Source organism: Pseudomonadota bacterium (assembly GCA_039193195.1).
Lineage (GTDB): Bacteria > Pseudomonadota > Gammaproteobacteria > Steroidobacterales > JBCBZW01 > JBCBZW01.
Genome location: JBCCWS010000001.1, coordinates 223,855 through 247,448 on the forward strand (window position 1 = coordinate 223,855; position 23,594 = coordinate 247,448).

The following is a 23,594-nucleotide window of genomic DNA, read 5'->3' on the forward strand; positions in this document are numbered from 1 at the left end:
TGGAATGCGCCCTGGCTTGCCATTACCGGGTCCTCAGCGTGGAATCCTCAAACGACGATAGGGGGCGTGCGAGCGCCCCCACACCCAGTGCGCGCCTCGCGCGCCTGCGCCATCCAACGGCTACCGCCGTGCTTGTACTCACCATTCTCAGCGCCGGGCTGATCATATTGCTCTGGCGAATCCGTATCGGCGATAGCGCGATGCTGTACGTCGGCGTGCCCTACGTGATCGCAGTTGCCTTGTTGGTGTTCGCCCGCAACCCGCGGACCCACGGCCTCAAGGCGACCTACGGTTGGCTAGTGCGCACGTCCCTCTGGATCTTGTTCTCCACTGCCTTAGTCTTGCAGGAAGGGTTCATCTGCGTGCTCTTCTTCATCCCCATTTACCTGCTCGTCATCACCGCTGCATACGGACTCATCCGCTGGGTGTCGAGCGTGCGTTCCCGCGAGCGCCGCCTGCGCGCATGCTTGCTGCCGTCGCTACTGCTTCTGAGTGCTCTCGAAGGCGTGACGCCAGTGCTCACGGTGCCCACCCACGCCGTCGTGGCGGCTACTAGGGTCGTGCGGGTGACGCCCGAAGAGATTCGCACCAACCTTGCAAACCCGCCGTCGATCGATACCAGTGCGAACCTGGTGCTGGCGCTGTTCCCGATGCCCTACGCGGTGGAGACGGGCGATCTGAGCGTTGGGGCGATCCATCGCGCGCACTATCGCTACCACCGCTGGTTCTTCACCAACACGCACGAGGGCACGACCACCCTGCGCATCGCCGAGTCGACACCCACGCGCCTCGCGGCGCAGGTGATCTGGGACAGCAGCTACCTAGCCAAGTATCTGGCGGTGCATGAGGTGGTCCTCGAGATGGTGCCCCGTGCTGACGGGCGCACGGCCGTGACGATCGCCGTGGACTTCGATCGCAAGCTGAGCCCGGCCTGGTACTTCAGTCCTCTCGAGGCCTACGCCGTGCGCCGGATGGCGAACCACCTGATTCAAGAGGTGCTGGCCGATGGCTAGGGGGAGAATGCACGGCTCGGGTGCGAATGCGCGTGATGCCAGGGTGAAATGGGCACTGGGTCAGTCTCTGTGGGTCACCGCGATGGTGCTACTCGCTCTGGTCGGCGGCTACCTTACGATCAGTGCGAGCGCGCTGTTGGTGTTCCTGCTCACGACGGCGCTCACCCTGTGCTTTGGGCACTCTCTCGGCATGCATCGCCTGCTCATCCATCGTAGCTATGAGACTCATCAAGTCACCGAGTACCTGCTCGTTTGGTTGGGCACGCTCGTGGGCCTAGCAGGACCAAGAGGACTACTCTACACGCACGACCTGCGCGACTGGGCCCAGCGCCAGGGCAGGTGCCACGATTTCTTTGCGCATCGAAGAGGGATGCTCCAGGACGCTTGGTGGCAGCTGCACTGCAGGGTCGAGCTCGATCGGCCGCCGATCTTCCGCCTGGAGCGGCGCATCCACGAGGATCCGATCTATCGGTGGCTGGAGCGCACCTGGATGGCTCAGCAGCTGAGCCCCGCGCTCCTGCTCTATCTGGGTGGAGGCCTGCCCTGGGTGATCTGGGGCGTATGCGTGAGGGTGAGCGTGTCGATGATCGGGCATTGGTGGGTGGGTTACTTCGCCCACAACGACGGCCATCGACCTCGCCACCTTGCCGGCGCGGCCGTACAGGGGACCAACCTGGCGAGGTGGTGTGGGCTAATTACGATGGGTGAGAGTTGGCACAACAATCATCACGCGTTTCCCGAGTCCGCGCGGATCGGGCTCGAGCCCACAGAGTGGGATCCGGGATGGTGGTGCCTGCGCTTGATGCGCGCGTGCGGCCTGGCGTGGTCCTTGCGCGAGTTCTCCCCCGGCGACCCGGTCAGTCCGCGTTCAGCACGGCCAGCAGGTGCTGTGATTCCTCGGGGCAATCGCACTCTGCGATCGCCTGCGCCTGGGCGCGCACCTGGGTAACGTTGGTCTCCGCCACGATGCACTTCACCTCCGGGATCGCGGTTGGGCTCATGCTGAAGTGTGTGAGCCCAAGGCCCAGCAGCAAGCGGGTGAAGCGCGGGTCTCCAGCCATCTCGCCGCACAGGGCGACGGGTGTGCCCACGGCGGCACCCGCGGCCAAGGTGTCACGGATGAGGCGCAGCACCGCGGGGTGGGCGGGTTCGTAGAGGGACTGTACGGCATCGTCATCACGGTCGATTGCCAACGTGTACTGAATGAGATCGTTAGTGCCGATGGAGAGGAAGGCGGCTTCGCGGGCGAGGGTGCGAGCGCACATGGCCGCTGCGGGAACCTCGATCATGACGCCGACGGGGACGTCCTGCTCGTGGGTCACGCCCTCCCGGTCTAAGGCCTCGCGACAGTCGTCGATGAAGGCCAGGGCCGCGCGCAACTCGGCAGGGGTGGCGATCATCGGCAGCAGGATGCGCAGCGGGCCATGGCGGGCCGCACGAAGGAGCGCGCGAATCTGGGGCGCGAACAGCTCCGGGTGCTGAAGGCACAGGCGTATGGCACGCAAGCCCAGGGCCGGCTGGCTGGTTCGGGGAAGGTGCTTGGACAGGGAGCGCAGCTGGGGGCCGGCGCAGGCATCGAGCGTGCGGATGGTCACCGTGCTGCCGCCCATGCCTTGGACCAGCAGGCGGTAGCTGTTGTAGTGCTCCTCTTCGCTGGGCAGGTCGTCGCGGTTGGCGTAGAGAAACTCTGTACGGTAAAGGCCGACGCCGTCGACCTGGAGGCGCCGAGAGGCAGTGAGATCCCCCGGGCCGCGCACGTTGGACATGATCTCCACGGCGATCCGATCGCGCGTGGCCACGGGGCCAGCGAGGGCCGGCGCGCTCTGCAGGGAGCGTTTACGCCGCTGCTCCAGCTGCTGGCGCTCGCGGTAGGTGACGAGCGCGTGGGGGTCGGGATCGGTGATCACTAGACCGGAAGCGCCGTCTACGATGACTAGCTGATCAGGCTGTAGCGTACAGGTCGCATCGGCGAGGCCGGCCACGTAGGGCAGGCCCAAGCTACGCGCCACGATCGTGGTGTGCGATAGCTGGCCTCCGCGTTCGGAGATGAGGCCTGTTAAGGTGCCACTTCGCGGTAGCAACAGGTCCGTGGGCGCCGGATCCGCGCACACCAACACGTAGGCAGCCAGGTCGCCGGTCTCCTGTGCAGGAGAGGCATCGGCGCCCGTGTCGCGTTGGGTACTGAGCATCGTCAGAACCTTGCCGAACAGGCTTTCAAGGTCGTCCCGGCGAGCGGCAAGGTAAGGGTCGTCGATCTGCTCTAGGGCGTCCAACACCTCCTCTTCGTGGGTGAGGAGCGCCTCCTCGGCGGTGCACTGACGCGCGCCGATGAGCGAACGGATCGGCTCGGCGAAGGCCTCATCTTCCAAGATATGGCGATGGCCGTCGACGATGGCTCGCACTTCCAGGGGCCAAGCGCGCGCGTGCTGATCGGCCGCCTGGAAGCTAGCCACCACCTGGCGGATGGCGTGATCGAGGCGGTCGCGTTCTTGCGCCGGCGCGAGGGCCGCGCCGAAGTTGGCGGTGCGCGCCGCTAGGGCGCTCTCGAGGCGTACGCGGGCGATCACGATACCGCTGGAGACGCCGGTGCCGAGGACGGTGACACTCATTCGTGAGAGCCCACTTGCGTGGTGCGCAGGATCTGGCAAATGCGCTCCACCGTCGGCTGGCAGGGCTGCTCACCTTCGGCGGTGATCTCGATTTCCGCGCCCTGGGTCGCCGCTAGCATCATCAGGCTTAGGACGCTGGTGGCGCTGGCGCTGCGCCCCATGTAGTGCAGCGTGATCGTGCTGCCTTCGGCGTCTCGCGCGGCCTCGGCGATGGCGCTAGAGGGGCGCATGTGCAACCCGCGGGGATCACTGACGACCACACTGCGTACGACGACGGCCATGTTCCTCCCCTGCGAGCGGTGACAGCCCTACCTCGGTCACTCTATGGTTGCTGGAGTGCGAGGCGCGTGTCGTCAGCCGGGAAGCTCCCGGTGCTGGGTCAGTACATTGGTATACCGATCGCTGAAATGCTGCGCAAGTCTGTTGGCCATGTAGACCGAGCGATGCTGCCCGCCCGTACAGCCGATCGCCACCGTCAGGTAGCTGCGGTTGGTCTTCTCAAAATCGCCTATCCACTGGGCGAGGAAGCCGCGCACATCGTCGAACATCTTGTTCACTGAGGGCTGCTCGTTGAGAAACTCACGCACCGGATCATCAAGGCCCGTCTGTGGGCGCAGGTCTGGGTGCCAGTGCGGGTTGGGCAGGGAGCGTACGTCGAATACGAAGTCCGCATCGCTCGGCACGCCGTTGCGGTAGGCGAAGGACTGGAACAGCAAGGATAGGCGCGTGCTGGCGCGTTGGTCGATGCGCTCGCGCACGAGCTCGCGAAGCTGATGTACGTTGGTGTGGGTGGTGTCGATGATGAGATCGGCGATGCTGCTGATGGGCAGCATCAAGCGGTGTTCGCGCGCCAGCGCGTCGCGCAGGCCATGGCCGTCGCTGGTGAGCGGGTGGCGACGGCGCGTCTCGCTGTAGCGCTTTATAAGCGCCTCTTCATCAGCGGACAGGTAGATCACATCGCAGTCGATGCCGCGGTCGCGGATTCGTGCGACCACCTCGGGAATCGCGGCGATGTCTTGAGGCGGGTTGCGCGCGTCGATGCCAACGGCGCAGCGCTCGAAGATACCGTGCGTGAGATAGCCGTGGGCATGTTCGACGAAGCCCGCGAGCAAGGCCACGGGCAAGTTATCGACGCAGTAGTACCCCAAGTCCTCCAGCATGTGCAGGGTGATCGACTTTCCTGCGCCGGAGAGGCCGCTCACGATGATGATGCGCATGGGCGGTGCTCAGCTCTCGTCCTCTGCAGCCACCGCGGGCGAGTCGCCATCGGCGTCTAGGAACAGCTGGTGCAGAGCGCTCGATGAGGGGCTGGCGAGGATGTCGTCGAGAAATCCGGGGCGCAGGAGGGTGCGCGCTACATGGGCGAGGTTGCCGAGGTGACCGTCCGTGGCATCGCGCGGCACTAGCAAGCCGAACACAATGCGCACGGGCTGCTCGTCCGGCGCGTCGTAGGGGATCGACTCGCGCAGCTTGAGCACGGCGGCGACCGTGCCGTCGAGCTCGTCTGCCCTGCCGTGCGGCAGAGCGACGCCCTGACCCAGGCCAGTGGCGCCGAGGCGCTCACGCTGGATCAGGGCATCGAAGATGACGCTCGAGCCGATGCCGTGGTCGGCGTTGGCGAGCAACTCGCTCAGTATCTCGAAGGCGTGCTTTTGGCCCCGCGCTTCGACGTTGCACAGCACCCGCGCCGGTGCCAGAAGTTCAGCGAATCGACTCACGGGTGGGCAGCTTGCCTTGCTATCGCTATTGTTGGGCGAGGCGCTGTCTGTGGGCTTCCTTGGCATGGTGGTCCGTCAACTTTTCCTTGTGCCGCAGCACTTGGCGATCGAGCTTGTCGATCAATAGGTCGATCGCCGCATACATTTGTTCTTCTTCGCTCTCCGCGTGGACCTGTCCACCGCCCAAATTCAAGGTTGCCTCTGCACGGTGCCGGTTCTTCTCTACGGTCAGGGTGACCTGAACGTCGACGATGTGGTCGAAGTGCCGCTCGAGCTTCGTCAGCTTTGAGTTGACGTGGTCGCGAAGGGCATCGGTGATATCCACGTGATGACCGGTCATTTTCACTTGCATGAGGCGTCTCCTTGGCAAGATTTCCGCCATGCTTCGACATGACGAGCACCTTACAACTGTCGAAGGTGCAGTTTCTTCCGTTCGCTGGAGGAGGGGATTGACATGGCCTCGCGGTACTTCGCAACCGTTCGTCGGGCCACGTCGATGCCGTCATCCACCAACGTTTGGGCGATTTTGTTGTCGCTAAGCGGTTTCTCCGGGTTTTCGTTGGCGATCATCTTGCGAATCATGGCGCGGATGGCGGTGGAGGAGTGCTCGGCGCCCTCCTTGCCGACGTGGCTAGAGAAGAAGTGTCTGAACTCGAAGACACCTCGCGGCGTGTGCATGTATTTGTTGGTGGTGACCCTCGAAATGGTCGACTCGTGCATGTCCAGCGCCTCAGCCACGTCTCGCAACACCATTGGACGCATGGCGAAGTCGCCTTGTTCCAGAAACTTGTGCTGGCGTTCGACGATACACGTCGCCACGCGCAGCAGCGTGTCGTTGCGGATCTCTAACGAGCGTACCAGCCATCGCGCTTCCTGTAACTGGGCCTTCAGGGCCGTGTGGTCACTGCCGCGCCCCAGCATGCTGGCATAGGTCTGGTTTACTTGGACTTTTGGTAGGGAGCCGGGATTGACTTCCACTACCCAGCGCTCGCCAAGCTTGCGAACGTAGACGTCCGGCACGACATAGTCCGACCGCTCTGGCTGCACTGCAGCGCCAGGTCGCGGCTGCAGGGAGCGAATCAGGGCGACGGCGAGTGCCAGCTCCTCATCGCTCGTCCCGAGCTTGCGGCGCAGGGCGGAGAGCTGCTGATTTCCCAGGGTTTCAAGGTCGTGCTCGACGATGCGAAGAGCCAGCTCGCGCCCCGGCGTATCGCTGGCGATCGACATGAGCTGAATGGTGAGGGACTCGGCTAAGTCGCGCGCACCGACCCCTGTCGGGTCCATGCGCTGTATGACGTGGAGGACCACCTCCAGCGCCTTCTCGTCGATCGGCGCTTCGCCCTCGGGCAGGTCGCGGTCGACGGCCTGAGCGATCACCTCCAGAGACTCACCGATGTAACCGTCATCGTCGATCGCATCGACGATCGCCTCGCCCAGCTTGCGCTCGCGGGGCGTGAGGTCTTCGAGATTGAGCTGCCAGAGCAGGTGTTCGGTGAGCGAGCCGCCCTCCGGGTCGGCGAACTCCATCGAGCGCCCATCGTCCTGCCAACTCTGCCCGCTGCCTTCCCCAGGAGTGCCCGTGAAGGCCGGCTCCATCCAGTTCTCATCGTCCGGCGCCTCGTTCACTACCACCGGTTCATCACCGGACGCGGCGCTCGTATCGGCCTCGCGTGGGGTCTCCTCGGCGCTGCTGTCACTGCCGTTCTCAGCGCTGCTCGTCGCCCCGGTGGCGTGCTCTTCCACCTGTTCCAGCATCAGGTTGCTCTCTAGCGCCTCCTGCAACTGTGACTGCAGTTCGGCCACCGGTAGCTGCAGGAGGCGAATGGCCTGCTGCAACTGCGGCGTCATGGTCAGCTGCTGACCAATGCGGAGAGAAATCGAGGGCTTCAGCATGCGGAAACGGGAGGGACCTGCGGTGGCGAGAACACGTGGCGATGGCGCGGCGCGCGCCCCGCGGATCTGGCCCTACAGCCGGAAGTCGTCGCCGAGGTAAACCTGACGCACTTCTCGGTTGTCGAGCACCGTCTCGGGCGTGCCGGATGCGATAACCGTGCCAGCATTGAGTATATAGGCCCGCTGACAGATGCCCAGTGTTTCCCTCACATTGTGATCAGTGATCAGAACGCCGATCTCACGATCGGTAAGTTGTTGAATTATGCGTTGAATATCCAGCACGGAGATTGGGTCGACGCCGGCGAAGGGCTCATCGAGGAGGACGAAGCGCGGATTCGCCGCCAGGGCGCGCGCGATCTCAACCCGGCGCCGTTCGCCACCGGAAAGGGAGACGCCGAGACCGGTGCGGATATGCGAGATGTGCAATTCCTCGAGCAAGCTCTCCAGAGTTTCGCGACGGGCCTCAAGACTCAACTCCGCCCGGAGCTCGAGGGCGGCCATGATGTTGTCCTCCACGCTCAGGCGACGGAAGACGGAGGCCTCCTGCGGCAGGTAGCCGAGGCCGAGCTGAGCGCGTCGGTGAATCGGCAGGCGCGTTACGTCCTGCTCGTCGATCACGATGCGCCCGGCGTCGCAGGCGACCAGTCCCACCATCATGTAGAAGGCAGTAGTTTTGCCGGCACCGTTTGGGCCAAGCAGGCCGACCACCTCGCCGCTGCTGACCTCCAGGCTAACCCCCTTCACCACCTGACGGGATCGATAGCGCTTGTGCAGGTCTGTTGCTACTAGGCTGCTCATGAGGTGCCAGCACCCTCCGCGCTGCAGTCTGGCGTGTCTGTCGCGCTGGAACCAGGGGTGATCAGGATTTTGACGCGACCGTCCTCGCCCCGCCCGCCATCGGCCAGCACTTGCTCTGCCTCGATGTCGTAGACGATCACCTCGCTGGTGATCTCGTTGCCGTCCTCGCACAGCCATGCGTCGCCGGTGAGGCGAACAGATTCGTTCCCTAAGTCGTAGTCGACGCGCTGCGCTCGGCCTCTGGCGAAGCGTCCAGCCACCTTGGCGCTCTCGCGGCGAAAGGTCACGGGGCCTCCGGTCAGTTCGGCGGTCTGTAGCTTGTTGTCGCGGAAGGTGAGAACGGCCTCTTTGGCCTCGATCAGGGCGCCGTCGCTAGTCAGTTGGACATCACCGGAGAAGGACCAATCGCTGCTCTCGAAGCTAAGGCCCGTGCCGACGGCGCGGCTAGCGCGCACGCTAAGCGTGTCCTGGGTGATGATGATGTCAGTGAAGATCAGCTCGTCGGTGCGTCGGTCGATGCGCGCATCGGCCGCATCCACCAGAATGGCGGGCTCTGCTTGCGTGTCTGATGCGCTCGTCTGCTCCTCTTTGAGGGGGCCTTGCTGCGCATCGATGGCGGATTCTTGCGCGTGTACCACGGCAACCCAGGACGCCGCTGTGAGCGCCATGATGGAGAAGAAATGAGCAGCGGCGAAGCGCGCACGGCGGTTGGCTCGCGGCCAGACTCGCGACGGGGTCAAGGCAGGTCTCCTGAATCGACGGCCGCCACAAAGCGGCCACGTACATCCGTTTCTAACTCGAACCACTGGGCGGCGAGATCGGCGGTCATCCCACGCGCGGTGATAACGCCTCGTGTGCTCACTACCCGCACGTCTGATCGGGTGATCGCCTGTCGCTCGTTCACCATCACCGTGAGACTGTCCGTGTAGAGGGCGAGCGGTGCACCGTCGCGGTCCGTGCCCTCGATACGCACCTCGCCGCTGAGCTCGAGGAACTTCCAGTCAGCGCTGATGTGACCGCGATTTGCACGCAATCGCCAGGGTACCTCCTGCACGTCCGCGTAGGTGACGTCGACCCCTTCGAGGGAGACACGCGATAGTGCAGGTTCCTGCTCCGCGCGCTGGGCGCTGATCTCGAAAAGGGCATCGCCATTATCGGCGAGGCCGCGCAGGGTGCCGTCTACCACATAGTAGCCAGCCTCCTTAGGTGCATTCGGCTGTGCCCGCTGATCGGGCTGGCGCAGGACGAAGTGACTGGCCAGCGCCAAGAGAGCGAGGGTGGCGATGATGAGGGTCTGTCGAATCGTCATAGCAGGTGAGCTCAGTCGACCGCGCGTGCCGAAAGCACCGCGTCGGCCACTTCGCGTACGGCGCCGCGTCCGCCGCCCTTCGCGGTCACCCAGTGGGCCGCTGCGCGGACCTCCTCCACCGCGTCGGCCACGGCGATCGCAAGGCCCGCGCGCGCGAACATATCGAGGTCAGGTAGGTCATCACCCACCGCCGCGCAGGCGGCTTCGGGCAAACCAAGGGCATTGGCTACGTCGGTAAAGACCGGCCCCTTGTCCCCGACGCCGAGGTGGATCGGCTCCACGCCGAGCGCGCCCATTCGTGAAGCGACTGCCGGCGAGGATCGCCCGGAGATGATCGCCACGCGTACACCGCCCTGGAGCAGGCGCTGCACGCCAAGGCCGTCCTTTGCATCGAAGCGTTTGGATTCGCGACCATCGTCACTTAGGTAGAGGCCGCCGTCGGTGAATACGCCATCGACATCGAACACCACCGCGGCGACGGTGCGCATCTGTGCGCGCAGTGGTTCTGGAATCTGCATAGGCTCAGACGACTCCCGCACGCATCAGATCGTGAATACTCACTACTCCGACCAGTTGACCCGCGCCATCGTTCACCAGCAGCGCGGTGATCCGGTGGCGTTGCATCAGCAACACCGCTTCGCTGGCGAGCATGTCCTCGATGACGTGCTTGGGGGCTGTGGTCATGACTTCATCGATCGCAGTGGCGTGGGGGTCCACGCGCTTGTCCAAGGCGCGGCGGAGGTCACCGTCGGTGAACACCCCTAGCAGCGCTTCCTGAGCGTCAAGCACCGTGGTCATGCCGAGGCCCTTCTCGGTCATGACCAGCAGGGCATCGCCTAGCGCCGTGCCCGTGCGCACGCGCGGGATCGCTTGCCCCGTGTGCATGATATCCCCTACGCGCAGCAGCAGCCGCCGCCCGAGCGTGCCCGCAGGATGGGTGCGAGCGAAGTCTTCGCTGGTAAATCCACGCGCTTCGAGCAGCGTAACCGCGAGGGCATCACCCATCGCGAGGGTAGCCGTGGTGCTTGCGGTCGGGGCGAGGTTGAGGGGGCACGCTTCCTCCGCCACGCTCACATCGAGCACAGCGTCGCTGTGCTTGGCGAGGGTGCTGGCGGGCTTGCCCGTCATCACGATCGTGGGCACGCCCATGCGTTTGAACAGGGGAAGCAGCCCCAGAATCTCGCCAGTCTCGCCGGAGTTGGACAACATGATGACAACGTCATCGGGCGTCACCATACCGAGGTCGCCGTGCTGCGCTTCGGCCGGGTGCACGAAGAAGGCCGGACTCCCCGTACTGGCTAAGGTGGCGGCGATCTTGCGCGCGATGTGGCCGGATTTGCCCATGCCGATCACGATCAGCCGTCCCTTACAGGCAAGGCAAAGGCGGCAGGCGCAAACGAATTGGGCGCCGACTCCCTGGATCAACGAACAGACCGCATCGGCCTCGATCTTCAGCACCTGGCGTGCCAGCTGAAGGATTTGCTCGTCCTGAGGTTCGTTCGAGGCGTTCATGGCTAGAGCGCTGAGCGGTAAACCATGTAGTGGTAGCTAGCGAACGCCGTTAGCAACATGGCGCCCTCGATTCGGTTGATACGCCCCGGGCCTCCGCGCAGATCGTAGGACATGGCAAACAACGCTAAGGTGAGTACTACCATCGACGGGAAATGGAAGGCGAGTATCGTGGGGTCGAGGTCGATCGGACCGATCGCGCTGGCGATACCGAGCACCGCTAGCAGGTTGAACATGTTGGAGCCCATGATGTTCCCAAGCACGAGGTCGTGCTCGCGCTTGCGGGCTCCGGCCACGCTGACGGCCAGCTCCGGCAGGCTAGTGCCGATCGCCACCACGGTGACGCCGATCACCGTGTCGCTGACGCCGATCGCTTCCGCGAGTCCGCTGCCGCCCCACACCAGTGCCTGGGCCCCGGTCAGCAGCACCAGCAGGCCGACAGCGGTCCAGGCCATGGAGGCGTTCAGGGAGAGGTCGCTGCGGATTTCGGCGTCGTAGTCGGCGAGCAGGTTGTCTTCAGGCGTGTGCGACAGGCCTAGGTGCACCATCCACCCGAGGAGAGCGGCGAGGCCGGTCAGCATGATCGCCCCGTCCAGTCGACTCAGCTCGCCGTTTAGCAGCAGGCCGAGGGTCGCCAGGGTGATTAGGAGCAGGATCGGGATTTCTTGGCGCACGGTCTGCGAAGATACCGCGAGCGGCGCTACCAGCGCCGTAGCGCCGAGCACGAGGGCGATGTTGGCGATGTTCGAGCCGATCGCGTTGCCGACGGCGAGGCCGGCATTGCCCTGCAGTGATGCCATGGCCCCAACCAGCACCTCGGGGGCAGACGTGCCGAAGCCCACGATCGTCAGCCCGATCAGCATGGTGGACACGCCCAGATTGCGAGCGAAGGCGGCGGCGCCGAGCACGAAGCGGTCCGCCCCCCAGATCAGGGTGACGAACCCTGTGATCACGGCCGCGAAGTAGATCAGGATGGCTTGCAAACGGTGCTCTCGTTGCGAATGAAGTGCGCGGCGCGCCCCTGCGCGGCGCCAGCCTGGCAAGCGCGCAATGCTAGCATTCCCACGGAGAAACGCGGAACGCCGCTTCCGGCACCGCTCCACCTGCCGAGGAAAGACCGTGCATAAGGATGAAATTAAAAGACTTATCGAGACTGGCATGGAGGCCGAAGAGGTGATCGTGCAGGGCGATGATGGCGCGCACTTTGAGGCCCTCGTGGTCGCCGATGCGTTCGCCGGAAAGCGCACCCTCCAGCGGCACAAGATCGTCTACGGCACCTTGGGCGAGCGCATGGGGAGGGAAATCCATGCCCTCTCCCTGAAGACCCTTACCCGTGAGGAGTTGGAGCAGCAGCAAGGGGATGCCTGAGGTGGCACGGATGAGGAAACGCGGCAGCACCAGGCGGAGCACTGGCGTTGGATAAGCTCAGCATCGCGGGAGGAGTGCGGCTCGACGGCGAGGTGCGCGTCTCCGGTTCGAAGAACGCAGCGCTGCCGATCTTGGCGGCGACCCTCTTGGTGGACTCCGCTGTGGTCCTCGGCAACGTGCCTCACCTACGCGACGTGACTACCACGGTGGCGGTGCTGTGCCGTCTAGGCTGCCAGGTCACGGTGGACGAGCGCATGTTGGTGGAGGTTGATGCGAGCGCCGTGGCCAGCGTCGAGGCGCCCTATGAGCTCGTGCGCACGATGCGAGCGTCCATTCTTGTCCTCGGCCCCTTGCTAGCCCGCTTCGGTCGAGCAGACGTGTCCTTGCCCGGCGGCTGTGCCATCGGCGCTCGGCCTGTGGATCTACACGTATCGGGCCTACGGCGCCTGGGCGCTGAGGTCACCGTGGAGGGGGGCTACATTCGTGCGCGGGCGCCGAAGGGGCTGCTGGGCAACACCATAGTCTTCGACACGGTCACCGTGACCGGCACCGAGAACCTAATGATGGCCGCCGTCTTCGCCAAGGGCGAAACCGTGCTAGAGAACGCCGCGCGCGAACCGGAAGTCACGGCCCTGGCGGAGTTTCTAAGTTCCTTAGGTGCCGAGATCGAGGGCGCCGGGTCGGCTCGTCTAGTGATCCGCGGGGTCGACCGTTTGCGCCAGCCCGCGGCTGGCGCCTTCGATGTGCCCGCCGACCGCATCGAGTGTGGCACCTACCTGCTCGCAGCGGCGATCACTGGCGGCCGCGCACGCATGCTCCGTTCACGACCGGAGGACCTCGATGCGGTGTTGGAAAAGCTGCGCGAGGCAGGCGCCGAGGTGGCGTGCGGTGAGGATTGGATCGACGTCGACATGGGCGGACGCCGGCCCCAACCGGTGAGCATCCGGACCTCGCCCTACCCCGGCTTCCCCACGGACATGCAGGCCCAGTTCATGGCGTTGAACTGTGTCGCCGATGGGGTCGCCACGGTGGAGGAGACGGTGTTTGAGAATCGCTTCATGCACGCCCTAGAGCTGCAGCGCATGGGTGCTCGAATCGATCTACGGGGCAACACCGCAGTGATCGAAGGCGTTGAGCAGCTCGCAGCGGCTCCGGTCATGGCTACCGATCTGCGCGCGTCGGCGAGCCTGGTGCTCGCCGGGTTGGTGGCGCAGGGGGAGACCGTGGTGGATCGCATCTACCACATCGATCGCGGCTATGAGTGCATCGAGGAGAAGCTCGGTCAGCTGGGGGCCCGTATTCGTCGCGTCAGTTGAGGCTGGCGCCTCACGGCGGCGAGCGCACTAGCTGCCTCGGGGGCGTTCCTTTACGCGGGCCTGCACTTCTAGCGCCACGCCCTGGCGCTCCACCTGGACGCGGACGAGACTGCCCGGCGTGAGCCGTGCCACGTGGCCGAGGGCTTCGCGCGGCGTGAGGACCGGGCGATCGTCCATTGCGAGCACCACGTCTCCCGCGCGCAAGCCGGCGCGCGAGGCGGGCCCATGAGGCATCACGCTCGATAGGTAGATGCCCTCCTGTCCCACGTCGAGCCCCAGCTCTTGCTCCTGCCCGGGTTGGATAGGCGAGACGTGGACGCCGAGCCAGCCGCGAATCACCCGCCCGTGCTCGAGCAGCTCGCGCATCACCCCGCGGGCGAGATCGATCGGGATGGCGAAGCCAATGCCTTCCGAATCGAACCCTGTGCCGGCGGTGAACATGGCGGTGTTGACGCCGACGAGATCGCCCGCCACGTTGACTAAGGCGCCGCCAGAGTTGCCGGGGTTGATCGGTGCGTCGGTCTGCACGAAGTTCTCGAACAGGCTGAGCCCCAGCTGGCTGCGCCCGGTCGCGCTCACGATGCCCTGAGTCACTGTCTGGCCGATGCCGAAGGGATTTCCGATGGCCAGCACCACATCGCCAGTTCGCAGCCTTGAGGAGCGGCCGAGGCTGATCACCGGCACTGGACGTAGGTCGATCCGCAGCAGCGCGAGATCCGTGTCAGGGTCAGTGCCAAGCACCGTGGCGATAGTCACTCGACCGTCGGTAAGTGCCACTTTCACGGACGCGTTGCCGCGCACCAGGTGCTCGTTAGTAAGCACGTGGCCCTCGTCACTCACGATCACGCCCGACCCTAGGCTGCTCGAACTAGGCGTGACCGCTACGTCGAAGGCGGTCGTCGACTCCGGATCACCAATGCCCGTGTACACGTTGACCACCGCAGGGGCGGAACGCTCGACCGCGTCCGCGTAGGAGGCGGGTGCCGGGGCGGCGTAGATTTGGGAGCCGGTGGGTGCTAGCAAATCCGGTCGCATGGCGACGATGACAAAAGCTGCCGCTAGCCCAGCCACCACCGACTGGGGGATGAAGGCGAGCATGCTGGCCCAACGTCGACGGCGATCGGGGTCGGTCATGGGATCCAAGTCTACTGCAGCCCGGTCCGGTTGATCCTGTCATCGAAGTCTCAAGTTTCGACGCCATAGAAATCCGCCACTTGGTTGACTCCAAACGGCCCTATTCGCCGAAATCGGCACCGCAGCGCGAGCGATTCCATCAGCGCTGGTAATCGCGACTCTGGGTCCTCCTGATGGTAGGCACCTCGATAAGCGTGAGCCAGCTCCGGAATCGCCGTCTGGGCCGCACCCAACGGTGTGAGCAGTGTGTATAATCCCGCCGCTCAGCACCGGGACAGGCGGTCCCAACCACGGACTTTCTTTGGCTCGCGTCGATGCGAGCTCAGAAGGCAAGGCGCTGCGTCGATCGTGAACGAGGGCCCGGCGTTCTTCGGCTCGCGATCTTGTAGTCCGGGATGGTCGACACCGCCACCGCGGTACCCACCCGACGGCCAACATGATCACTTGTTCCTAGCGTCTAGCGGGACAGTGCGGGAGTGAATCAATCATGAGTAACGGAGGCCTGAACCTCGATCGTCGCCAGTTTTTGACTCTGGCAACGACCGTGGCAGGAGGTGCGGGCGCGGCCGCAGTCGCAGTGCCCTTCATCGCCTCATTCAATCCTAGTACCCGTGCCCAGGGTCTGGGTGCACCGGTGGAGGTCGATATCGCTCGTCTCGAAGAAGGCGAGATGCTGACGATCGAGTGGCGGGGCAAGCCCGTGTACGTGGTCAAGCGCCCCGCGGCGCTGCTCGAGTCCTTGGACCAGGTCGAGTCACGCTTGAAGGATCCGGAGTCGATCAAGCCTCAGCAGCCCGAGTACGCCGCCAACAAGTACCGCTCCATCAAGCCGGAGATACTGGTGCTCGTCGGCGTGTGCACGCACCTCGGCTGCGCCCCCCTGTTCCGCCCTGAGGTAGCACCCGCAGACCTTGGCTCCGACTGGCCGGGCGGCTTCTTCTGCCCCTGCCACGGCTCGAAGTTCGATCTCTCCGGACGCGTTTACGCCGGTGTGCCAGCTCAGGACAACCTGGCCGTGCCGCCGTACCGCTTTGAGAGCGACTCGGTTCTGACGATCGGTGAAGACCAGGAGGCCGCCGCATGAGCGCTCAACAGCCCACCGCCTCTGGCTCGAACGGTAGCGGTCCCCTCGGCGCTGCCATCGGCTGGATCGATGCCCGTATCCCCATCACGAGTGTGTGGCGCAACCACCTGTCCGAGTACTACGCGCCGAAGAATTTCAACTTCTGGTACTACTTCGGATCGCTCGCCCTAGTAGTGCTTGTCATCCAGCTGGTCAGCGGTATCTTCCTGACCATGAACTACAAGCCCGATGCCGCTTCCGCTTTCGCATCGGTCGAGTACATCATGCGCGACGTGCCGGGCGGCTGGTTTATCCGCTACCTGCATAGCACCGGCGCCTCGGCGTTCTTCATTGTCGTGTACTTGCACATGTTCCGCGGCATGATCTACGGCTCCTACCGCAAGCCGCGCGAACTGATCTGGCTGCTCGGCATGCTGATCTACCTCGCCCTCATGGCCGAGGCCTTCATGGGCTATCTCCTGCCCTGGGGTCAGATGTCCTACTGGGGTGCGCAGGTGATCGTCTCGCTGTTCGGCGCCATCCCGTTCATCGGTGAGGCGCTCGCGGAATGGTTGCGAGGGGACTACTACATCTCCGATGCCACCTTGAACCGTTTCTTCTCACTGCACGTCATCGCCATTCCCCTGGCGCTCGTGGGCTTGGTGTACCTGCACATCATCGCTCTGCACGAGGTGGGGTCGAACAACCCCGATGGCGTTGACATCAAGAAGCACAAGGATGAGAGCGGCAAGCCCCTCGATGGCATCCCCTTCCACCCTTACTACACGGTAAAGGATCTGGTGGGGCTTACCGTGTTCGCCGCGATCTTTGCTGCCGTGGTGTTCTTCGCACCGGAGGCGAACGGCCTGTTCCTCGAGCATGCCAACTTCGAACCTGCAAACCCGCTGAAGACGCCGGAACACATCGCGCCGGTGTGGTATTTCACCCCCTTCTACTCGATCCTGCGGGCCGTGCCAGATAAGTTCCTGGGCGTGGTGGCGATGGGGGCGGCTGTGTTCATGCTGTTTCTGCTGCCCTGGCTCGATCGTAGCCCGGTGCGCTCCATCCGCTACAAGGGCACGCTCGGCAAGGCCGCTATCGCCGCATTCGTGGTCGCATTCATCGGCCTGGGGTATCTCGGCCTGAAGCCGCCGACCCCCACGTACACGCTGCTAGCGCGTCTGTTCTCGGTGATCTACTTCGGTTTCTTCATCCTGATGCCGTGGTTCTCCGCGCGCGATGAGACGAAGCCGGTACCGGAGCGGGTGACCTATCATGCGCACTGACGTGTTCCGCCCTACGGTCGCTTCGCTCGCCTTCGCCGCGCTGCTCATCGGCGGCGGCGCTGCCGCGTCCGAGGGCCCGGCCATCAGCCTGAAGTCTCATGTGGACCTGGGCGATGTGCCCTCCCTGCAGCGCGGCGCGAAGTACTTCGCCAACTACTGCCTCGGCTGCCACTCGCTGGAATACGCTCGCTACCAGACCATCGCCGATGATCTGAAGATGAGCCAAGAGCAGCTGCAGGACATCATGTTCACCACTGATAAGCCCTTCGACGAGGTCAAGGTGAGCATGCCGGCGGACCAGTCCAAGGACTGGTTTGGTGTTGCGCCGCCGAATCTGAGCCTGATCGCGCGTTCCAAGGGTTCGGATTATATTTACGGCTATCTCATGACGTTCTACATTGACGAGTCTCGGCCGTGGGGGGTGAACAACCTGCTGCTGCCTGGGTCGGCGATGCCGCACGTGCTGTGGGAGCTTCAGGGATTCCAGCGCGCCCACTTCCGTGAGGAAACGGACGCCAAGGGGAACGTACGGGAGGTGTTCGATCACTTCGAGCAGATCACCGAGGGCTCGATGACGCCCAAGGAGTATGCGGAAGCCTCGAACGACATCACTAACTTCCTCACCTACGTGGCGGAGCCCGCCCGCCTAAAGCGTGGCGGAATCGGTATCGGCGTCATGGCCTTTTTGGCCTTCTTCTTCGTGCTTGCCCTGGCACTGAAGAAGGAGTATTGGAAAGACATCACGTAAAGGCGATCAGGAAGGTCGCCTCACTCAAGCGCGTCGGGGCAGCTCCCCGACGCGCCGGGAACTTCAGCTTATGATGACACTCTTCTCGCGGCCCACGGACCCGCAAAGCCATCGCGCGCGATTGGTACTGCAGGAGAAGAATATCAACGTCGAAATCGTCGACGTGGTGGGCCCGGATCTGCCGGAAGATCTGATCGATCTAAACCCGTACAACAGCGTACCGACCTTGGTAGATCGCGATCTCGTCCTCTACGACGCACGAGTGATTGTCGACTACCTGGACGAGCGCTTTCCGCATCCACCGCTGATGCCGGTAGATCCCGTTGCCCGAGCGCAGTTTCGTCTGGCCCTGTTTCGTATCGAGCGCGACTGGTACAGCCTGGTCGATGAGATCGAGAACGCGAGCGACAAGAAGGGCAGCACCGCTGCCCGCAAGATGCTGCGCGAGAGTTTAGTCTCGAGCGCGGAGGTCTTCGGCGCACGGCCGTTTTTCCTTAGCGAGGAATTCTCCCTCGTCGACTGTAGCATCGCTCCCATTCTCTGGCGCTTGAGCCACTACGAGGTGGAGCTGCCGGATGACGCTGCCGAGATTATCGAGAAGTACGCGGAGCGTGTTTTCGCCCGCCCGTCCTTCCGTCGCTCCCTGTCTGAGCACGAGCAGGAAATGCGGATGTGACTGGGTCGTCGGAAGGAGCTCTAACCTCCCGACGCCCCTACCTCTTGCGTGCCATGCGCGAGTGGATGCTCGATAACGGCCTCACGCCTCACATCGTGGTCGATGCTCGGCTCGCAGGCGTGCAGGTGCCCGACGGCTTCGTTCGTGACGGTCGCATCATCCTCAACGTCTCGGATAGCGCCACCGAAGGCCTGTACCTGGGGAACGACCGGGTGGAGTTCTCGGCTCGATTCTCGGGGACGCCCCGTCAGGTCTCCATCCCGGTAGCCGCCGTGCTCGGAATCTATGCTCGTGAGACCGAGCAGGGCATGGTTTTCAGCGCAGAACCCGACCTTGCCAACGAGTCCGGTCCCCTGCCTGAGGATGACCCCCCGGACGGCACCGATCCGGGCCGAGGTGAACGTCGCGGCAGCCATCTGAAGGTCGTGAAGTAGTCGCCTTCACCACGCGTCGGCGCGAAACGCGTCTCGCACCCAACGCGCCTGGGGCTCGTCCAGTGCCCCCGACAGGCCGATCACATCGAACCGTGCATTCTCGAAATGGAGCTGCGGGTGTTTGGCGAGATAGTGCCGGGCGGTGGTCACGACCTTGCGACGCTTGGTCGCATTCACTGTTTCTTCGGGCGCGGTGATCAGCGATCTTGCCCGGTACCGCACTTCCACGAACACCAATGTGTCCTGCCCCTCGCGCATGATCAGATCGATCTCGCCGCCGCGCCAGCGGTAGTTTCGGTCTATGGGCTGCAACCCGTGGGTGATGAGGTAGCGTTCCGCCCACGCTTCGCTCAGCGCCCCCACCTCGGGGGAGGTGCTCGAGCCTTTGCTCATCGGGCCGAGTGGCTAGCGGCGCTCGGAGAGCGCCGAGAGGGGTGTATATCCTAGCCCTGCGGGTGCGACCACCTCGACCAGCTCATCATCGCGTAACTGCAAGATGGCCAGCTCACGGGCGATGCGCCCTTGCGGATCTGCGCGCAGGTTGCCGGTCAAGCCTTCCAGCAAGACCTCGTTGCCGACCACCCCACTCCAAATGGCCGGGATCAGACCGAACGCATCCACGCCGAAAGCGTAGAGACGAGCACGGCTCACCCCGTCCGGCGCGTAGCGCTCTAGCGCATCCCAGCGCGGATCATTCGCGTGCCTGGCCGTGGCCAGCCAGGGGATGTCGGCAAAGTACACCTCATTGAGTTCTTGGTTCGCCTCGGGGTCAGGATCTAGTGCCGCGGAGGTCATGTACAAGGGCAGGTCGGCAGCGTAGTGAAAGCGGAGCTGGGGGCGAATGAGCTTTGCTTTGGCAGCGGAGGCTGCGACGAAGAGCGCGTCGACATCGTCGCGCCGCCGAGGCTCGAACTCCACTCGCTCACCGAGGATTCTCCTTAGGTCGTCGTACCTACGTTCGCTGCTGTCGAGCCGCAGGGCGCGGCGAATGGGGGCGGAGAAATCCACCGCCGAATTTGCGTAGTAGCCGTAGTCGACAAGGGCCGGTGCGCCAGGGACGAAGCCGCTCGCGGTAACCGTATCCTGCGCGGCGTCCGGCAACCGATCGGGCGCCGCTGGCTCCGGTGCCGCCACCGCCAGGGCGTTGACCGTCAGGGCATCGCGTACGCTAGCCAGCAGGCGCTCGCCCCAGTTGCTGTTGGGGATTAATGCGATGAGATTCAGGTGGCCCTCGCGCGTCGCGCGCAGCGCCGCCTGGCGCGCTTCATCTTCGGGCGCTAGGGCGTAGCGGTAGAAGTCGCTCCCCGGCAGCATTGTGAGCTCGCCTGGGTCGTTGAGGGTGATCGTCGGGACGCGGCGTTGGACTTGGCTGAGGGCGAGAACCTCGTCCTTGCGCAGGGGGCCTACCACTAACTCAGCGCCCTCTGCGAGCGCGCGCGAGTAAGCTTCCACTGCGCCAGCGGCAGCCGTGTCGTACACGGATACCTGGATTGCTCGAGACTCATGGCCTCCCTCCAGTACGGCACCGATGAAACCGTCTCGAATCGCTTGCGCTGGGCGGGCGAGGTTGCCGGACAGGGGCAGGAGCAGGGCGACCCGTTCTGGGAACTGGGTGGCCGAGCGGTACTGCGCGAGCAGCGACGGTACTACCTGCGCATTGGCAGGATGCCCCGGGTACCGCGCGCGCCACTCGATGATGTCTCCACGCAGGCGGCCGGGGCTCGTGTCAAGCCTCTGCGCCAGGCGAGCGAGGCCTAGCCAGCCGTCGACTACAGGGTCACCGCTATCAGAGCTAGGGAGGGTGAACTCGCCCTCCACTAAGGAGCGCCACAGGAGGCGGTGGTTGTCGAGGACTTGCGTGTCCGAACTCAACCAGAGTTCGCGTTCGGCAAGCGCCCTGACCGCCGCTCGCGGGTCGCCGACCACGAAGTGGGCGCGCCCTGTTTGCTCGAGAATGAGCGGCGTCAGCACCTCGGGATAGGGTCGTGCGATCCCGCTCAGCCATTGGAGCGCGATCGACGGTTGGCGTTGCGTGAGTGCCCGGGAGGCACCGATTAGTCGCGTCGCCGGATCGCCGACGTCGCTGAGGGGGCTCTGACGTTGGTCGGCGAGGCCGGCGGCACGCGCGGTGTTGCCGGCGAAGATCCACTCCCTTGCAGCATCTAGTAGAAGCGCATCGCGCAACTCCCCGCTAGTACCGGTGATCGCCGCTTCTAGTGTCTGCGCCGCCGCCGCGTGCTGCCCGTTGGCAGCTAAGGTAAGGGCTTGCTCGCGCGCCTGCGCGATGTTGGTGCCACCGCCAGTGCTCTGGCAGCCAGCCAACAGGGTCGAGGCGATGATGGCCGCCACCGCGGCGATGACTCGCCAGGGGCTCACGGCGACGGTCGCCGGCGTCGGGCCAAGTGCGCCGAGGAGACGTGTGTTGCTCATGGCTGCGAGGGTGACGGCTGGGGGCGGCGCATGCAACCGACGTTCCGCCACAACGGCGCTAGATACGCGACTTGCGCAGAGTCTCCACAACGCCCTTGGCAAGACCACTGCGCGCCTGCGACAGTAAGTGGATGACCGATCTCGGGGCCGAGCAGAGAAGCGGTCGCGGTGTGCTCCACGTCATCGCGACGCCGATCGGAAATCTGGATGACACGGCGCCTCGCGCCCGCGAGCTCCTGGCGGCCGCAGACTTCGTGGCCGCTGAAGACACGCGTCACAGCGGACGCCTGCTGCGACGTTTCGGCATCACCACGCCCCTGCTATCCCTGCACGAGCACAACGAGGCCGAGCGGGCGCCGCAGCTGATCGCCCGCCTGCGCGAGGGCGAGCGCGGTGCGCTGGTGAGCGACGCGGGTACGCCGCTGATCGCTGACCCTGGCTATCGTCTCTTGCGCTTGGCGCGTGAGGCCGGCATCGCCGTCTCGCCCGTTCCCGGGCCCTGCGCGGCGATCGCCGCCCTCAGCGTCGCCGGGTTGCCCAGCGACAGATTCGCCTTCGAGGGCTTCTTGCCGCCGAAGCAGGTCGCTCGTCGGCGTCGCCTAGAGGCGCTGGCCGAGGAACCGCGGTCGATGATCTTCTACGAGTCACCGCGACGGGTGGCAGCCACCCTGGAAGATATGGGCGCTGTGATGGGGACGCACCGGGAGGCGACCTGCGCCCGTGAGCTCACCAAGCTGCACGAGACGGTGGCCCACGGCACCTTGGCGCAGTTGCACGCCCACGCCGTGGAAGACGAGCGCTGGCGCATGGGGGAGTTCGTGCTCGTGGTGGGCGGGGCGCCCCCTGAGGCAGGCGATGAACAAGCCGGACACGAGGCACGGCGGGTGCTCAGTTTGCTGCTAGAGGATGGCATCTCGCCCAAACAGTCTGCAGCGTTAGCCGCCAAGATCACCCGAGGCTCGCGCAACCGCCTCTACCGACTCGCTTTGGAGCTCCACCGGGGCGGGTGAGCGCGGCGCAGCGCCGCCCGTTGGGCCATAATCGCCCGCGGGAGTCGGCCAGGCAGTCGCTGTTCGCTATGGCGAATGGAGGAAAGTCCGGGCTCCACAGGGCAGGGTGCCAGGTAACGCCTGGGGGGCGCGAGCCCACGGAAAGTGCCACAGAAAAGATACCGCCGCCTCCCGCGAGGGTTGGCGGTAAGGGTGAAATGGTGCGGTAAGAGCGCACCGCGCGGGTGGTAACACGCGTGGCAGGGTAAACCCCACCCGGAGCAAGACCATGTAGGGGAGCGTGCCGAGCAATCGGCGGCGTGCGGCCCGCACGTGACTCCCGGGTAGGTCGCTCGAGGTTGGCGGTGACGCCAGCCCAAGATGAATGGCTGTCCCCGACAGAACCCGGCTTATCGGCCGACTCCCCCTCCTAGTGTGACGTTCCGCAAGGAACGTGGCCTTTACGCGCGTCTCGGTTCGCCAGCGGTGTTGTGCCTCCTTCCACAGAGCCCGCCACTGAACGCCGTCGCGCCTACCCCGAGGACCAAGGCGCCGTGCGCCGAAGGCCACGTGACTTCCGGAACGCCCCACCAGCCGCTCGTCGCTTTGCGCAACGGTCGTCGCCATTCGTCGGACGGTCTCTGCTCATGTGGTTTAGAAGCTACCGCGTGCAACTGACTGATTTAGTGTTGCGTTGCCTCCCGAATTAGTCTCCGATAGTAACGATAAGTCCCTGTCCTGACAGGGATAATTCTCCTCATTTCTTGACACCCCGCAGGGTGGGCCACATAGTGCGCGCGTGGAGATTTGTGGGCTGAAGTGGGCTGAATGCCCCAGCGTGAGGCACATTGTTCAGGGGATCCAACCGACTGACCCTCGATGCGAAGGGGCGGATCGCGGTGCCGTCGAAGTACCGCGAGCGCCTGCATGAGCAGTGCGAGGGGCAGCTGGTGCTCACCGTGGACCGCGACAATTGCCTCCTGATGTACCCGATGCCCACCTGGGAGGTGATCGAGCAGCGCCTCGCATCGCTGCCGAGCCTGGACCGCCAGGCGCGGCGCCTGCAGCGCCTGATGATCGGTCATGCGACCGAGATGGAATTGGATGGTCACGGTCGGATTCGCCTGCCGGCGGAGCTGCGCGAGTTCGCGGGTCTCGATCGGGCGGTGATGCTGATCGGGCAGGGCAACAAGTTCGAGCTGTGGGACGCCGATCGGTGGGTCGACCGGCGCGAGAGCTGGCTGGATGAGGAGCGCGAGCAGGCGGCGATGCCTGCCGAGCTCAGCACGCTGTCTTTCTGA

General features: G+C 64.6%; 26 protein-coding genes and 1 other RNA gene. 12 read left to right on the forward strand and 15 right to left on the reverse strand.

Going from position 1 to position 23,594, the window contains the following annotated elements:
* Nucleotides 1-38: 38 nt before the first annotated feature.
* Together AAGA68_00925 and AAGA68_00930 are read left to right on the forward strand one after the other, a co-directional pair.
* Nucleotides 39-1,013: a hypothetical protein gene (locus AAGA68_00925; protein MEM9383596.1), complete on the forward strand. Its 975-nt coding sequence runs from the start codon at nt 39-41 to the stop codon at nt 1,011-1,013.
* Nucleotides 1,006-1,962 carry an acyl-CoA desaturase gene (locus AAGA68_00930; GenBank protein MEM9383597.1) on the forward strand — a complete coding sequence of 319 codons (957 nt, stop codon included), beginning with the start codon at nt 1,006-1,008 and terminating at the stop codon, nt 1,960-1,962. Before AAGA68_00925 ends, AAGA68_00930 begins: the two co-directional genes overlap by 8 nt.
* On the opposite strand, the gene ptsP is transcribed toward AAGA68_00930, so the two are convergent.
* The 12 genes from ptsP to AAGA68_00990 form a co-directional block, all read right to left on the reverse strand.
* The gene (gene ptsP, locus AAGA68_00935) at nt 1,871-3,622 is read right to left on the reverse strand and encodes a phosphoenolpyruvate--protein phosphotransferase (GenBank protein MEM9383598.1); all 1,752 of its coding nucleotides are present in this window, start codon (nt 3,620-3,622) and stop codon (nt 1,871-1,873) included. The two genes, AAGA68_00930 and ptsP, sit on opposite strands and share 92 nt — an antisense overlap.
* Nucleotides 3,619-3,903, reverse strand: a complete 285-nt coding sequence (locus tag AAGA68_00940) for an HPr family phosphocarrier protein (GenBank protein ID MEM9383599.1) — start codon at nt 3,901-3,903, stop codon at nt 3,619-3,621. The genes ptsP and AAGA68_00940 overlap by 4 nt, the downstream gene beginning before the upstream one ends.
* Nucleotides 3,904-3,975: 72 nt before the next feature.
* Complete coding sequence (gene rapZ / locus AAGA68_00945; GenBank protein ID MEM9383600.1) at nt 3,976-4,839, reverse strand: RNase adapter RapZ; 864 nt, start codon at nt 4,837-4,839, stop codon at nt 3,976-3,978.
* 9 nt (nt 4,840-4,848) lie between these two features.
* Nucleotides 4,849-5,340: a PTS sugar transporter subunit IIA gene (locus AAGA68_00950; protein ID MEM9383601.1), complete on the reverse strand. Its 492-nt coding sequence runs from the start codon at nt 5,338-5,340 to the stop codon at nt 4,849-4,851.
* A 25-nt stretch (nt 5,341-5,365) separates the two neighbouring features.
* Nucleotides 5,366-5,692 (reverse strand): ribosome-associated translation inhibitor RaiA, encoded by a 327-nt coding sequence (gene raiA, locus AAGA68_00955; GenBank protein MEM9383602.1) that lies wholly within the window; start codon nt 5,690-5,692, stop codon nt 5,366-5,368.
* Between the two features lie 50 nt (nt 5,693-5,742).
* Nucleotides 5,743-7,233: an RNA polymerase factor sigma-54 gene (locus tag AAGA68_00960; GenBank protein MEM9383603.1), complete on the reverse strand. Its 1,491-nt coding sequence runs from the start codon at nt 7,231-7,233 to the stop codon at nt 5,743-5,745.
* Between the two features lie 72 nt (nt 7,234-7,305).
* Complete coding sequence (lptB, locus tag AAGA68_00965) at nt 7,306-8,031, reverse strand: LPS export ABC transporter ATP-binding protein (GenBank protein MEM9383604.1); 726 nt, start codon at nt 8,029-8,031, stop codon at nt 7,306-7,308.
* Nucleotides 8,028-8,771, reverse strand: a complete 744-nt coding sequence (gene lptA / locus AAGA68_00970) for a lipopolysaccharide transport periplasmic protein LptA (protein MEM9383605.1) — start codon at nt 8,769-8,771, stop codon at nt 8,028-8,030. The genes lptB and lptA overlap by 4 nt, the downstream gene beginning before the upstream one ends.
* Nucleotides 8,768-9,340 (reverse strand): LPS export ABC transporter periplasmic protein LptC, encoded by a 573-nt coding sequence (lptC, locus tag AAGA68_00975; protein ID MEM9383606.1) that lies wholly within the window; start codon nt 9,338-9,340, stop codon nt 8,768-8,770. Before lptC ends, lptA begins: the two co-directional genes overlap by 4 nt.
* Nucleotides 9,341-9,351: 11 nt before the next feature.
* On the reverse strand, nt 9,352-9,858 hold the full coding sequence (locus tag AAGA68_00980) for an HAD-IIIA family hydrolase (protein ID MEM9383607.1): 507 nt from the start codon (nt 9,856-9,858) through the stop codon (nt 9,352-9,354).
* A 4-nt stretch (nt 9,859-9,862) separates the two neighbouring features.
* Nucleotides 9,863-10,852, reverse strand: a complete 990-nt coding sequence (locus AAGA68_00985) for a KpsF/GutQ family sugar-phosphate isomerase (GenBank protein ID MEM9383608.1) — start codon at nt 10,850-10,852, stop codon at nt 9,863-9,865.
* Between the two features lie 2 nt (nt 10,853-10,854).
* Nucleotides 10,855-11,832, reverse strand: a complete 978-nt coding sequence (locus tag AAGA68_00990) for a calcium/sodium antiporter (GenBank protein ID MEM9383609.1) — start codon at nt 11,830-11,832, stop codon at nt 10,855-10,857.
* 136 nt (nt 11,833-11,968) lie between these two features.
* Here AAGA68_00990 and AAGA68_00995 point away from each other — a divergent pair, with 136 nt between their 5' ends.
* The gene (locus tag AAGA68_00995; GenBank protein MEM9383610.1) at nt 11,969-12,217 is read left to right on the forward strand and encodes a BolA/IbaG family iron-sulfur metabolism protein; all 249 of its coding nucleotides are present in this window, start codon (nt 11,969-11,971) and stop codon (nt 12,215-12,217) included.
* Between the two features lie 47 nt (nt 12,218-12,264).
* Entirely contained in the window at nt 12,265-13,533 is a 1,269-nt protein-coding gene (murA, locus tag AAGA68_01000; GenBank protein MEM9383611.1) for a UDP-N-acetylglucosamine 1-carboxyvinyltransferase, read from the forward strand.
* 27 nt (nt 13,534-13,560) lie between these two features.
* Here the strand turns inward: murA and AAGA68_01005 are convergent, their stop codons facing one another.
* Complete coding sequence (locus tag AAGA68_01005) at nt 13,561-14,667, reverse strand: trypsin-like peptidase domain-containing protein (protein ID MEM9383612.1); 1,107 nt, start codon at nt 14,665-14,667, stop codon at nt 13,561-13,563.
* Nucleotides 14,668-15,154: 487 nt separating this feature from the next.
* Between AAGA68_01005 and petA the strand changes: the two genes are divergently transcribed.
* From petA to AAGA68_01030, 5 genes are all read left to right on the forward strand, one after another.
* Nucleotides 15,155-15,751, forward strand: coding sequence for a ubiquinol-cytochrome c reductase iron-sulfur subunit (gene petA, locus AAGA68_01010; protein ID MEM9383613.1), 597 nt, complete (start codon nt 15,155-15,157; stop codon nt 15,749-15,751).
* Nucleotides 15,748-17,016 (forward strand): cytochrome bc complex cytochrome b subunit, encoded by a 1,269-nt coding sequence (locus tag AAGA68_01015; protein ID MEM9383614.1) that lies wholly within the window; start codon nt 15,748-15,750, stop codon nt 17,014-17,016. The genes petA and AAGA68_01015 overlap by 4 nt, the downstream gene beginning before the upstream one ends.
* Nucleotides 17,006-17,764, forward strand: a complete 759-nt coding sequence (locus tag AAGA68_01020) for a cytochrome c1 (protein MEM9383615.1) — start codon at nt 17,006-17,008, stop codon at nt 17,762-17,764. Before AAGA68_01015 ends, AAGA68_01020 begins: the two co-directional genes overlap by 11 nt.
* Before the next feature lie 70 nt (nt 17,765-17,834).
* On the forward strand, nt 17,835-18,440 hold the full coding sequence (locus tag AAGA68_01025; protein MEM9383616.1) for a glutathione S-transferase N-terminal domain-containing protein: 606 nt from the start codon (nt 17,835-17,837) through the stop codon (nt 18,438-18,440).
* Nucleotides 18,437-18,874 carry a ClpXP protease specificity-enhancing factor gene (locus AAGA68_01030; GenBank protein MEM9383617.1) on the forward strand — a complete coding sequence of 146 codons (438 nt, stop codon included), beginning with the start codon at nt 18,437-18,439 and terminating at the stop codon, nt 18,872-18,874. The genes AAGA68_01025 and AAGA68_01030 overlap by 4 nt, the downstream gene beginning before the upstream one ends.
* 6 nt (nt 18,875-18,880) lie before the next feature.
* Here AAGA68_01030 and AAGA68_01035 read toward each other — a convergent pair whose 3' ends face one another.
* Together AAGA68_01035 and AAGA68_01040 are read right to left on the reverse strand one after the other, a co-directional pair.
* The gene (locus AAGA68_01035) at nt 18,881-19,267 is read right to left on the reverse strand and encodes a YraN family protein (GenBank protein MEM9383618.1); all 387 of its coding nucleotides are present in this window, start codon (nt 19,265-19,267) and stop codon (nt 18,881-18,883) included.
* A 12-nt stretch (nt 19,268-19,279) separates the two neighbouring features.
* Entirely contained in the window at nt 19,280-21,304 is a 2,025-nt protein-coding gene (locus AAGA68_01040) for a penicillin-binding protein activator (protein ID MEM9383619.1), read from the reverse strand.
* A 131-nt stretch (nt 21,305-21,435) separates the two neighbouring features.
* Between AAGA68_01040 and rsmI the strand changes: the two genes are divergently transcribed.
* From rsmI to mraZ, 3 genes are all read left to right on the forward strand, one after another.
* Nucleotides 21,436-22,314: a 16S rRNA (cytidine(1402)-2'-O)-methyltransferase gene (gene rsmI, locus AAGA68_01045; GenBank protein ID MEM9383620.1), complete on the forward strand. Its 879-nt coding sequence runs from the start codon at nt 21,436-21,438 to the stop codon at nt 22,312-22,314.
* A gap of 40 nt (nt 22,315-22,354) precedes the next feature.
* An RNA gene (gene rnpB / locus AAGA68_01050) (RNase P RNA component class A) lies at nt 22,355-22,722 on the forward strand.
* A gap of 419 nt (nt 22,723-23,141) precedes the next feature.
* Nucleotides 23,142-23,594, forward strand: a complete 453-nt coding sequence (gene mraZ / locus AAGA68_01055; GenBank protein ID MEM9383621.1) for a division/cell wall cluster transcriptional repressor MraZ — start codon at nt 23,142-23,144, stop codon at nt 23,592-23,594.